At 44.0% G+C, this 13,258-nt stretch carries 10 protein-coding genes; all 10 read left to right on the top strand.

All coding sequences use genetic code 11. The features are described from left to right. Nucleotides 1–1,145 (top strand): FAD-binding protein (locus K8S13_RS06590; protein WP_291461390.1); only part of this gene is annotated, 1,145 nt, incomplete at its 5' end. Then, nucleotides 1,145–1,879, top strand: a complete 735-nt coding sequence (locus K8S13_RS06585; RefSeq protein ID WP_291461388.1) for a fumarate reductase iron-sulfur subunit — start codon at nucleotides 1,145–1,147, stop codon at nucleotides 1,877–1,879. The genes K8S13_RS06590 and K8S13_RS06585, both read left to right, overlap by 1 nt. 74 nt (nucleotides 1,880–1,953) lie before the next feature. After that, nucleotides 1,954–3,564, top strand: a complete 1,611-nt coding sequence (locus K8S13_RS06580; RefSeq protein ID WP_291461386.1) for a fumarate hydratase — start codon at nucleotides 1,954–1,956, stop codon at nucleotides 3,562–3,564. Between the two features lie 301 nt (nucleotides 3,565–3,865). Next, nucleotides 3,866–4,888 (top strand): ABC transporter substrate-binding protein, encoded by a 1,023-nt coding sequence (locus K8S13_RS06575; RefSeq protein ID WP_291461385.1) that lies wholly within the window; start codon nucleotides 3,866–3,868, stop codon nucleotides 4,886–4,888. Nucleotides 4,889–5,041: 153 nt separating this feature from the next. Next, nucleotides 5,042–7,165 (top strand): iron ABC transporter permease, encoded by a 2,124-nt coding sequence (locus K8S13_RS06570; protein ID WP_291461384.1) that lies wholly within the window; start codon nucleotides 5,042–5,044, stop codon nucleotides 7,163–7,165. Then, entirely contained in the window at nucleotides 7,158–8,267 is a 1,110-nt protein-coding gene (locus tag K8S13_RS06565; RefSeq protein ID WP_291461383.1) for an ABC transporter ATP-binding protein, read from the top strand. Before K8S13_RS06570 ends, K8S13_RS06565 begins: the two co-directional genes overlap by 8 nt. 32 nt (nucleotides 8,268–8,299) lie before the next feature. Beyond that, nucleotides 8,300–9,691, top strand: a complete 1,392-nt coding sequence (fumC, locus tag K8S13_RS06560) for a class II fumarate hydratase (RefSeq protein ID WP_291461382.1) — start codon at nucleotides 8,300–8,302, stop codon at nucleotides 9,689–9,691. 20 nt (nucleotides 9,692–9,711) lie between these two features. Further along, entirely contained in the window at nucleotides 9,712–10,215 is a 504-nt protein-coding gene (locus K8S13_RS06555; protein ID WP_291461380.1) for a dihydrofolate reductase family protein, read from the top strand. Between the two features lie 21 nt (nucleotides 10,216–10,236). Beyond that, nucleotides 10,237–11,520, top strand: coding sequence for a serine dehydratase subunit alpha family protein (locus tag K8S13_RS06550; RefSeq protein ID WP_291461379.1), 1,284 nt, complete (start codon nucleotides 10,237–10,239; stop codon nucleotides 11,518–11,520). Nucleotides 11,521–11,563: 43 nt separating this feature from the next. Continuing rightward, nucleotides 11,564–13,063 (top strand): cache domain-containing protein, encoded by a 1,500-nt coding sequence (locus K8S13_RS06545; RefSeq protein ID WP_291461378.1) that lies wholly within the window; start codon nucleotides 11,564–11,566, stop codon nucleotides 13,061–13,063. The last annotated feature ends 195 nt before the right edge of the window (nucleotides 13,064–13,258 follow it).

The following is a 13,258-nucleotide window of genomic DNA, read 5'->3' as shown; positions in this document are numbered from 1 at the left end:
GCGGCCTTCTTCTTGACAAAGATGGATACCGGTTTATGCCGGATTATGAACCCGGCAAAAAGGAGCTGGCCTCAAGAGATGTTGTATCCCGCAGAATGATTGAGCACATGAGAAAAGGCAAGGGTGTCCCGTCTCGTTATGGGGATCACCTCTGGCTGGACATTACCCTGTTGGGCCGCAAGCACATTGAAAAGAACTTAAGGGAAGTAAAAGAAATCTGTGAATATTTTCTGGGTATTGATCCTGTTGAAGAGTATATCCCGGTCAGACCCACCCAGCATTATTCCATGGGCGGAATCAGAACCAAACCCACAGGGGAAAGTCCAACGCTTAAAGGCCTTTTTGCTGCCGGTGAGGCCGCTTGCTGGGATTTGCATGGATTTAACCGGCTGGGCGGCAACTCTGTTGCTGAAACAGTTGTGGCAGGAATGATTGTGGGTGAATATGTGGCTGATTATTGTTCAGCAAATGCATTAAATGTGAGTTCCTCCACTATTCAGCAATTTATGAAACAGGAAGAAAAGAAAATCACGGATCTTCTGATTAGAGATTTTGGTGAAAATCCGTTCAAGTTAAAGGCTGAAATGCAGAAGATTATGATGGACAAGGTGGGTATTTTCAGAAATGGAGAAGACCTAGAGCAAGCTGTTGAAGAATTAAAAGTCTTAAACCAGCGGGCAAAGAGAATCGCCTTGAGAAACAGGATCAGTTCTTCCAACCCGGAACTGGTGGAAGCCATAAGGGTACCCAAAATGATTAAACTTGCCCAGTGTGTGGCTTATGGCGCCATGCTCAGAACTGAAAGCCGCGGCGGCCATGCCAGGGAAGATTACCCGGAAAGAAATGACAGGGACTGGTTGAAAAGAACGCTTACTACATGGAAAAATAATTCAGTCGATCTTCCTGAACTTACCTATGAAGATCTGAATATCATGAAAATGGAGCTGCCGCCGGCATCAAGGGGCTATGGTGTTGATAATACCGTCCATCATCCGGATACTGCCAAGCGGGAACAGGAAATTGAAGAGATTAAAAAAGCAACCCCCGGAGCAGACAGGTTTGAGTTGCAGGAACTGTTAAATCCAATTCCGATTCCGGAAAAATTCAAAGGCAAAAATGAGCGTATAGGCAGGGGGTTTAAATAATGAGTGATCAAGAAAGAATTTTAAAATTTCAAATTTTTAGATATAATCCCCAGAAAAAGGGTGACAAACCTCGTATGGTAACCTATGAGGTTAAAGAAGCCACAGGGATGACAATTTTTATTGCATTGAACGATATCCGTGAGCAGCAGGACCCATCCCTACAGTTTGATTTTGTCTGCAGAGCCGGTATCTGCGGTTCCTGTGCCATGGTGGTTAACGGACAGCCGACCCTTGCATGCAGAACCATGACATCCACGTTTGAAGACGGTCAGATTAAATTGCTGCCGCTGCCGGGATTTGAGCTGATAGGCGATCTTTCCGTCAATACGGGGAAATTCATGCGGGCCATGTCAGAGCGGGTAGAATCCTGGATTCATGACACATATGTAGATGAAGTCAATTATGAAAAACTTGAGGAACGCATGGACCCGGATGTAGCTGATGAGATTTATGAGCTTGAACGATGCGTGGAATGCGGATGTTGCGTATCTGCCTGTGCAACCAAACGGATGAGACCGGATTTTCTTTCTGCCGTGGGATTTATGCGGCTGGCAAGATTCGCTCTGGACCCCAGGGATAAACGGACCGATGAAGAGTTTTATGAAATTGTAGGTGATGATGACGGCGTGTTTGGCTGCATGACCCTTTTAGGATGTGAAGACTATTGTCCCAAGGATCTGCCGCATCAGACCCAGATTGCATATCTTCGAAGGAAAATGGTTCTGGTTAGATAATTTTGAATGATAAGTTTTGAATTATGAGAAATAAATGAAATGTTGTCTTATATTTCAATTGAAAGGTTAATAAAATGAGTGAATTTAAATTTGAGACTATGTTCCCTTTAGGAGAAGATACGACCCAATATCGTCTTCTTACTAAAGAACATGTCAGGGTAAGAGAGTTTGAAGGAAAAGAGATTCTCATGATAGAACCGCAAGCCATCACCTTGCTTTCAACCCAGGCTTTTAAAGATGTGGCCCATCTCTACAGGTCTGAACATCTTGAGAAGTTAAATAATATCATTGATGATCCCCAAAGCAGCGACAATGACCGGTATGTAGCCCTGGAACTTTTGAAAAATGCCGTGATTGCATCTGATATGGTTTATCCCATGTGCCAGGATACGGGAACCGCCATTATAATGGCGAAAAAAGGCCAGCAGGTCTGGACCTGGACAGATGATGAAGAAGAATTGTCCAGGGGTGTCTATCAGGCATATACACAAAATTATTTAAGATATTCCCAGAATGCGCCGCTGACCATGTACAAGGAAATGAATACCAAGACCAATTTGCCGGCTCAGATTGATATCGGTTCTGTTCAGGGAGAGGCGTACAAGTTCTTATTCATGGCAAAAGGGGGCGGCTCCGCCAATAAAACAGCTCTTTTTCAGATGACAAAGGCAGTATTGAATTCTGAAGAGACTCTGATCAATTTTATGATGGAAAAAATGAAGAGCCTTGGGACAGCAGCATGTCCGCCATATTATATCGCCTTTGTCATCGGCGGAACTTCGGCGGAACTCAATTTAAAAGCCGTGAAACTGGCCTCGGCAAGATATCTGGATTCTTTGCCCGTAAAGGGCAGTGAAACAGCCCATGCGTTCAGGGATATTGATCTGGAAGAAAAGGTGCTGATAAAATCCCAGGAACTTGGACTTGGTGCCCAGTTCGGTGGCAAGCACTTTGCTCTGGATATCCGGGTGATCCGTCTGCCAAGGCATGGAGCCTCCTGTCCCGTTGGTATTGGGGTTTCCTGTTCTGCTGACCGTCAGATCAAGGGAAAAATTACAAGGGATGGTGTTTTTTTAGAGCAGCTGGAAGAAGATCCTGCTCAATACCTGCCGAAAAAAGAACCTGAAATGAAAGAGGCCGTCCAGATCGATTTGAACAGGCCCATGGACGAGATTCGGGCTGAACTTTCCAAATATCCTGTTGCCACAAGGCTTTCCTTAACCGGTAAAATCATTGTGGGAAGGGACATTGCCCATGCAAAATTTATGGAAGGCTTTGAAGCGGGCAATGGGTTGCCTGAATATCTGAAAAATCATATTATTTATTATGCAGGCCCTGCTAAAACACCGGATGGTGAGGCTTCCGGAGCCTTTGGTCCCACCACTGCCGGAAGAATGGACCCCTATGTACCCATCTTCCAGAAAGAGGGCGCCTCCATGATCATGCTGGCAAAAGGGAATAGAAGCAAACAGGTGACTGACGCCTGCAGGAAATACGGCGGATTTTACCTAGGCTCGCCCGGTGGTCCTGCTGCCCGTCTCGGAAAAGACTTTATCAAGAAAGTCGAATTGGTTGAATACGAAGAACTGGGTATGGAAGCTGTTTATATGATCACCGTGGAAAATTTTCCTGCCTTTATCATTGTTGACGATAAGGGCAATGATTTTTATGCTGATCTGTTGTAATTACGTCTATTCTTAACTTTTTTAAAGCCCCGGAAGAGATTATTAATCACTTTCGGGGCATTTTTATTCTGTTTTTTAAGTGGTTGATCAATGGCATCCTTTCCCCCGAATCGCAGTCCTGGACCATTCTTAACAGTAAAAATTCTTTTTACTTAGAGGAACAAATTTACCGTGAATTAATATTGCCAACATTGAAAAGCTTTGCTAAGGTTCTCTAAAAGAAAAATTTGATTATCCTGATAGTAAAATAAACCGGGATATCATAACAACCCTATTTTTAATTCTATATAAGGAGATGATCATGAAACGTTTAATGATGTATTTTATTGCTATTGCCATGTGTGTTCCCACTATCAGTGCGTTTGCAGAAGGACGGCTGATAATTTACTGCTCAAATGAGCCATTTGCCTGCCAGGCAGTAGCCGATGAATTTGCAAAAAAATACGATGTAAAAGTCCAGATGACCCGGGCCGGATCCGGCTCCACATATGCCAAGATTCTTGCAGAAAAGGATAATCCTAAAGGGGATGTATGGTATGCAGGAACCCTTGATCCCCATTCCCAGGCGGGTGTCAACGGATTGCTGGAATCTTACAAGTCTCCCATGCTTAAAGAGATTGGTGAAAAATTCAAAAACCCAGCAACAAGCCAACAGCACCACAGTGCAGGTGTCTATGCAGGCGTCCTTGGCTACTCTGTAAACACAAAACTTCTTAAGGAAGAAAACCTTCCAATGCCAAGATCCTGGGAAGACCTGACAAAACCGGAATATAAAGGTATGGTTCAGGTAGCAAGCCCGCAGAGTTCCGGCACTGCTTACACTGTCCTGGCCACCATGGTACAGCTTAAAGGCGAGGACGGTGCATTCAAGTATCTGGCCAGACTGCATAAAAATGTAAACCAGTACACTAAGTCAGGTTCTGCACCCGGAAAGGCTGCAGCTCGCGGTGAAACTTTAATTGGTATCGGCTTTTTGCATGACCATGCCCTTCAAAAGTCCAATGGGTTTCCCCTGGAACTCATTGTACCCTCGGAAGGTACCGGTTATGAAATCGGTGGTCTGAGCATTATTAAAAAGGCACGAAATCTTGAAAATGCCAAGAAATTCGTTGATTTCATGCTGAGTGCTGAAGGTCAGGAAGTGCCACAGCGGGTGAAGATGTTCCAGGTACCCACAAATATAAATGCCAATGTTCCCAAAGAAGCTATCCGGTTAGATGAGGTAAATCTTATTGATTATGACTTTGTTAAATATGGTTCGGAAAAAATGCGGGCAAATTTGATTGACCGCTGGGTCAAAGAGATCAAACCACTTAAACGATAAAGCATATTGAGAATTTGTTAAATATTGTATCCTGAAATTCTCACTACAGGGATTTTGGGATACATACCATTTTTATTATCACTGATATTTCACACTGGTATTCCAATAAAAACCTGTACTCTAAGATAGAGTCTGAGAATATGCTTTTATACTATGAAGTTTAAAACTAAAACAGCACCTGGAGAGGTTAGCCCGTGGGTCATTTTCTCCTGGGTGGGTATTGCCTTTGCTGCCTACTGGTTTTTTCCGTGGATTGCTCTTGATTACGGTCTGACTGACTCAACAATGGATGAGTTGATAACTGCTTTGGGATGGAAGTGTAATCGGACCACACTCCTGCTACCAACCTTTCTTGCGTTCATCGCCCCGTTTGCATGGATCAGGTTTCCTAAAAAAGGATCCGGATGGTTTTACACAAAAGCATCTGGATTAGTGATTGGCAGCATACTTCTCAGCTTCATTGTCACCGAAACTCCTATGGGACTTGGGGCAGGAGTTGTCATCATGTGTATGGCAGCCCTTTTTGCCATCGGTATTTCCGAACTTGGATTTCAGCGGGGAGATACATTTATTGCCGGTGCTGTGATCTTTATCATTTTCATGGTTATCGCTTTTATCTTTTTCCCTGTATGGGAAATTTTCTATCGATTGCTTTTTGATAAAACCGGTGGATTTTCTCCCTTTCAGTTTTTTCGTATCATCACCTCATTCGGTGTGGGCAGAATCATTGGGAATACATTGCAGTTAGCGGTTGCCGTAGGTTTTACCACTACGATTTTTGGACTAATTTTTGCCCTGTATTCAGTCCGGGCCACTACACGGTTCAGGTATCTGATACGAATTTTCTACATATTACCCATTATTACGCCGCCGTTTGTTGTGGGTATGTCATTAATCCTGCTCTTTGGAAGAGCTGGCATGATCAATGATGGTTTGATATACCTGCTGGGACCAAATGGTATTTTTACACCAGAGGGTGCCCAGGGAATCTTTGAACGATCAGGATATATCTACGGTTTCACAGGTATTTTTCTGGCTCAAACACTCTCCTTAACCCCTGTCAGCTACATGGTAATAAGCGGAATGCTTTCCTCTATCAATCCGGCCATGGAGGAAGCTTCACTAACTATGCGTGCCGACCGGTGGAAAACACTGTGGAGCGTAACATTGCCGTTGCTTAGACCTGCCATCGCAAATGCTTTTCTGTTGGGCATGATTTCTTCAGCAGCGGACTTTGGCAATCCACTTGTTCTAGGAGGAGACTATGATGTGCTCTCCACGGAAATCTATTTTTCTATTGCAGGCTCACAGCTTGATTTTGCCAAAGCTGCTGCTCTTGGCTTTATTCTTCTAATCATCTCTCTGTCAGTTTTCGTAATTCAAAAAAAATGGATTGGCCAGAAGTCTTATGTTACGGTCACTGGAGTGGAAACTTCGGGAAATGTGACTCCGCTACCTCTTGGATTACAACGTGGTATGACCGTTTTTATATCCCTCTGGCTGCTGCTGGTAGGTATCCTGTATGTCAGCATATTTTTGGGCGGTTTTGTAAGACAATGGGGAGCGGACTACTCCCTTACCCTGTCACATCATGCGGAATTGTGGCTTAAAGGACTTGAATCCGGTGCCTGGCCATCTTTCCTTCATTCCATAGTTTATTCGATAATTGCTGCACCTCTGACTACCCTTATGGGAATCCTCATTGCCTACATCATCACCAGAAAACAATTTTTTGGACGAAGTATCATTGATTTCGGTACGGTGCTGATCTTCGCTATTCCTGGTACTGTCATAGGTGTGGCTTATATTCTTGCGTTCAATACTCCCCCCCTAGAGTTGACAGGGACAGCTATGATTCTGATTATCACCATGGCCATCCGGGCAATGCCTGTGGGGATTCGGGGTGGTATGTCTGCTCTGAGCCAAATTTCCACAACCCTGGAAGAGGCTTCTTTGTTGCAACGGGCAGGAAGTCTGAAAACCATCCGGTCTGTCCTGTTGCCATTGCTTAAATCGACCATTGTCTCTTCAATGGCCTATAGCTTTATACGTGCTATGACAACTGTTTCAGCGGTGATCTTTCTCGCCACAGCAGGAACTGATGTTGCCACAACCTACATCTTATCGCGGGTAGAGAGCGGTGATACAGGCGTGGCAGTGGCCTATGGCTCTGTTCTTATATTGGCCATGTTATTGTTCACATTGCTGGTTCAAGCCATTTCAGGACGTTCTAGAACTGATAACCAGGTACAAATCGAAAGAGGAGCCCATGAGTAATAAATCTGTCAAGATCATTTTGAAAAATGTTTCTAAACATTTTGGGAAAGTACATGCACTGGACTCCATCAGCATTGAGTTTGTACCTGGTACCCTTACGACATTGCTCGGCCCTTCCGGATGCGGGAAAACAACGCTTCTGCGCCTTGTTTCCGGACTGGAGCCCGTCACATCCGGCGAAATATGGTTCGGTGACAAAAAGGTTACCAACCTCTCGGCTACTCGCAGAGACATTGGTATGGTTTTTCAATCCTATGCGCTGTTTCCACATATGACCGTGGAGCAAAACGTCGGGTACGGCCTGCGCGTTTTGAAAAAATCTTCGGAAGAGACCAGTGAACGGGTGACTGAAGTATTACAAATGGTGGATATGAATGGTTTTCAAAAACGATTTCCCAATGAACTCTCAGGCGGACAGCAACAGCGCGTGGCAGTAGCTAGAGCTATGGTGCTGATGCCCGCGGTACTCTTGTTTGATGAACCTTTGAGCAATATCGACAGCAAATTACGCCGCAGTATGCGGGATGATATTCGCAGGCTTCAGCAAACATCAGGTATCACAGCAATCTATGTCACACACGATCAGACCGAAGCCCTGGCTGTTTCAGATGAAATAATAATCATGCGCGATGGTACCATTGAACAGCAGGGGCCTCCCCAGTCTTTGTATCATAGCCCTGAATCAGCATTTGTCGCCAATTTCATTGGGGAATCCAATGTAGTTGATGCTGAGTTACAGGGAGAAGACGAAAACCGGTATATCATTTTGGGTGATGCTGAAATCCGTATCCCTGATGGTATAAAGGTGCCTGATCAGAATGGACCGATGAAACTTTCTCTTCGCCCTGAAATTCTGAAACTTTCACAACGGAAAAAAAATTCCCGTCAGAGCCTTACCGGTGTTATTGTTCAAAATACCTATATGGGGCCGATAATTGAATACTCTATTGAGACTGAGGCTGGAACCTTGTTTGCTCGGACACTGGCAAGCCTGGAACAGTTTCAGCCTCAGGAAGAAATATCCATATGCATTCGACCTGAGGAAATTATCATTATTCCCAGTACTGATGGGATAAATAAAATTGGCTGTTTGGCTGGATAGTTAAGGTTGACAATTAATATTTGGAGATTCCCATGAAGACAAGAATAGAAAAAGATACCATGGGTGAAATTCATGTCCCTCTTGACAAATACTGGGGTGCACAGACCCAGAGGTCTTTAAATAATTTCAAAATCGGAAGCCAGAAGATGCCTTTGGAAATCATCAGGGCATTTGGAATATTAAAAAAAGCAGCAGCCATTGTGAATCATGAGCTGGGGATTTTGTCCCGGGAAAAAAAAGATATCATTATCCGGGTTTGTGATGAAATTATCAAAGGGACTCTTGATGATCATTTCCCCCTAGTTGTCTGGCAGACCGGGTCGGGAACCCAGTCCAACATGAATGTGAATGAAGTCATTGCCAACCGGGCTCATGTGTTGCTCGGTAATGAGACAGGGAAGATAAATCGCCTTATTCACCCCAATGATGATGTCAATAAATCCCAGTCTTCAAATGATACCTTCCCAACCGCCATGCATATTGCGGGTTGTAAGATGTTGTCTGATTGCACAATTCCTTCCATAGAGGCGTTGAGAGTGTCTTTGGAAAAGAAAGCCGGAGAGTGGGATGGGATAGTAAAAATCGGCCGTACACACCTGATGGATGCAATCCCTCTGACCCTGGGGCAGGAATTTTCAGGATATGCATCCATGCTGGATCATGGTCTTAAATCCCTTGATCACACCTTGTCCCATCTGTCCGAGCTGGCCCTGGGTGGGACAGCCGTGGGAACCGGATTGAACGCACCCGGGGGATATGACAAAAAGGTGGCTCAAACCATTGCCGATCTGACCGGCCATCCCTTTGTGACGGCACCCAATAAATTTGAATCATTATCTGCCCATGATGCCGTTGTTGCAACCCACGGGGCACTGAAAACATTGGCGGTGAGTCTCATGAAAATCGCTAATGATATAAGGCTTCTGGGCTCAGGACCGCGATGCGGAATCGGAGAGCTGTTACTGCCGGAAAATGAACCCGGGTCCTCCATCATGCCGGGAAAGGTAAATCCCACCCAGGCCGAAGCTTTGACAATGGTGTGCGCCCAGGTCATGGGTAATGATGTCACCATTAATATCGGTGGATCAAACGGGCATTTTGAGCTCAATGTGTTTAAGCCGGTGCTTATTTGCAACTTTCTGGAATCGGCACGGCTGTTGGGTGATGCAGCATTATCGTTTAAAAATAATTGTGTGGACGGCATTGAACCCAATGATGAAAATATTAAAAAATACCTTGATGAGTCACTCATGCTGGTGACAGCCTTAAATCCTTATATCGGCTATGAACAGGCAGCTAAGATTGCAAAAAAAGCCCATAAAGAGAACAAAACTTTGAAGCAGGCAGCCCTTGATCTAAAAATTGTAACGAGCGAACAATTTGATCAATGGGTAGATCCCAAAAAAATGACCGGGAACAGATAAAAAAATGAGGATAAAGAAACATGAAAGTCATACTTTTGATGGCTGTTACAGCAGACGGGATGATTGCAAGGAATTCCATGCAAACCATAGACTGGACCGGGAAAGCAGACAAAAAATATTTTGTTCATATCACCCGGGAATCAGGGACTATGATCATGGGCTCTAAAACATTTGATACCATTGGAAAAGTGTTGCCGGGACGCAAAAATATTGTCATGACAAGGGACAAAACAAGAACAAGCCTGGACAGGGATTTAATCTTTACCAGCCAGACACCGGGGCAAATCGTAAATGACCTTCAAGCTCAGGGGTTTGAATCTGTAACGCTCATTGGCGGATCTATAATAAATACTTTGTTTATAAAAGAAAACCTGATAGATGAGATTCATGTTACTATTGTCCCAAGGCTTTTTGGAAAGGGATTGCCCCTGTTTAACGAATCCCTGGATACCCGGTTGGAATTGCTGGATGTCATGGAAATTGATAAAGGTCATATTTTATTGAGATATGCCGTAAAAAAATAAATTTATTGAAAGGAAGAAGCTATGCTGGATATAGATGAACGTCATAAAATCATCGCACTCATCAACCGTGAAGTTATCCCGGCCCTTGGCTGCACCGAACCTGTGGCAGTTGCCCTGGCAACGGCCAAATCAAGGGAAGTCCTTGAAGAGTTTCCTGAAACAATAGAGGTCTTTGTCAGCGGTAATATTTATAAGAACGGGATGGGAGTGGGTATCCCGGGCACAGGCATGATTGGTCTGCCTATCGCTGCAGCCCTTGGCGCAGTATGCGGCAATTCAAAAGATGGGCTTGAGGTGCTAAAACATGTAAATGATGAAAATCTTGAAACAGCACGCAGGATGGTGGATGGAAAACAGATTGATATCAAGGTAAAAGAAGGGACAGATAATTTATATATTGAAAGCATTTGTAAGAGCAAAAATCATACAACCCGAACCATTATTTCCCATCGTCATACCAATATCATTTATGTTGAAAAAAATGGGAAAGCTGTTTTTAAAGGATCTGAACCCCATTCTGCCAAGGAAAAGCCCGGGACAAAAATTAATCTTTCCGTGGCAAAGATATATGAATTTGCAGACCAGACACCGCTTGACGAAATAGAGTTTATCCTGGAAGGGGTTAAAATCAATAAAGCCATTGCAAAAGAAGGCATGACAGGAAAATACGGCCTTAAGACGGGGCGTACCATACAGAGAAATATCACAAGAAAATATATTGCCGATGATCTGGTATCCCATGCCATGTCATTGACGGCAGCTGCGTCCGATGCCCGTATGGATGGGTGCACCCTGCCGGTGATGAGTAATTCCGGCTCCGGGAACCAGGGCATTACTGCTATCCTGCCCGTGGTCGCCGTGGCACAAAAAACAGGTGCCGGTGAGGAAAAATTAATCCGGGCGCTCATTTTAAGCAATTTAATGGCCATTTATAATAAACAATTTATTGGTCAGTTGACAGCATTATGCGGTATCCTTACGGCTGCAACCGGTGCCGCCTGCGGGGTGTGCTATCTTTTGGGCGGGAATCTGGATCAGATCAGCGGCACCATTAAAAATATGGCTGCCAGCATCACCGGTATGATATGCGACGGGGCCAAACTGGGATGTTCCTTAAAAGTGTCTGCCGGTGTCAGCTCGGCTGTTTATTGTGCGCTTCTGGCCATGGAAGGCAGCTACACCTCTGATACCGATGGGATTATTGCCGAAGATGTGGATCAGACTATTAGAAATATAGGCGAGCTTGCCACAAAGGGCATGCTTGAAACCGACCGGCATATCATTAACACCATGATTTCAAAATAATAATTTCTTGACAGCCTATTATATTTTAACTATTGAAATTTAAATGGCTTTATTTGAAAAAAAAATACCCTTGTCGTTGAAAACGCTTCCCGTGCGCATTATTATTCCTGTCGCATTAACCATTATTCTCTTCATTCTGACAATTTTTCTTTTAATTATTCCTCTTTTAGAAAAAAATATGATGGATGGGAAAAGAGAGGGCATCATGCATTTGACGGAGAGTGCATGGACTACATTAAATTTTTTTTACTCAAAAGCCCAAAAGGGGTTGATCTCCCATGAAGAAGCAAAGCTGCAGGCCGTAAACCATTTGCAGCAATTAAGATATGGCCCTGAACTGGAGGATTATTTCTGGATAAATGATATGACGCCGAATATGATCATGCATCCATATCGTTTGGATCTTGAGGGTAAGAATATTTCAGATTTTAAAGATCCGGCCGGCAAACGTTTGTTTGTCGAGGTGGTTGAAATCGTGAAAAATAAAGATGCAGGTTTTGTGGATTATCTCTGGCAATGGAAGGGGGATTCAAACAGAATAGTTTCCAAAATTTCCTATGTTAAGGGGTTTGCCCCCTGGGGCTGGATTATCGGAACCGGTATCTATATAGAAGATGTCAGACAGGAAATCCTGACCATAACACGCCGGTTAATTTATACCTGTTCAGGGATTATGATTCTGTTTTTAATGCTGTGCGGTTATATTATATGGCAGGGAACAAAGGCTGAACAAGAACGGATAAACGCCTTGGAACAATCCAGTTTAAGGGAGAAACAACTCCTTCAGGCAGATAAAATGACATCATTGGGAATACTTGTGGCAGGGGTTGCCCATGAAATTAATAATCCTGCAACATCTTTAATGCTCAATGCACCGAATCTTAAAAAAGCATGGCATGCATTCACCCGGATTCTGGATGATCATTTTGCGAAGCACAAGGATGCACTTGTCTGCAATATGCCTTACGCAGAACTCAGCAAGCGGATTGATATGATGCTGACCGCGATTGAAGACAGTTCTGCAAGGATAAAAAGAATCATAACGGAGTTAAAGGATTTTTCGCGTCCCACAGAGGCAGATATGGAGAGTGAAATTGACATTAACCTTGTGGTAAAAAAATCACTGGATCTAACCCTTTCCATATTGAAAAAAGCGACAAACCACCTGTCCGTTAATTTTGAAGAGGGGCTGCCGAAAATTTCAGGCAATTTCCAGAAACTGCAGCAGGTTATTATCAATTTGCTTGTTAATGCAAGTCAGGCCCTTGAAAATCCTGAACAGTCCATCCATGTGCAGACGTCAAAACTTAAAGGGTCTCATTTTATTATGATTGAGGTGATTGACAGCGGGCCGGGCGTTTCTCCCGGGGATTTAAAAAAGATGAAGGATCCTTTTTTTACGACCAAAAGGGATCACGGGGGAACAGGCCTCGGACTTTCTATTTCAGAAAAAATTGTATATGATCATAAAGGGATATTGGAGTTTGCTTCGGAATTCGGAAAGGGTTTGACAGTAAAAGTATTGCTGCCCCTGAGCAATTAGAAAAGCATCGTCTAAAAGGACACGATACAATGATGACGAATAGACAACAGATCATGGATCGCCCCATTTTCATTGTTGATGATGAACCCGAAATTCTTCTGGCAGTGGATACCACTCTGAGAATGGCCGGTATGGACAATATCATCACCATTGGTGACGCAAGGGACGTGATCCGGCAAATGGAACGGCTGATTC

The sequence above is a fragment of the Desulfobacula sp. genome (assembly GCF_021107415.1).
The sequence above is the reverse complement of the archived record's forward strand: the minus strand, read 5'-3'. Positions and strand labels throughout refer to the sequence as shown.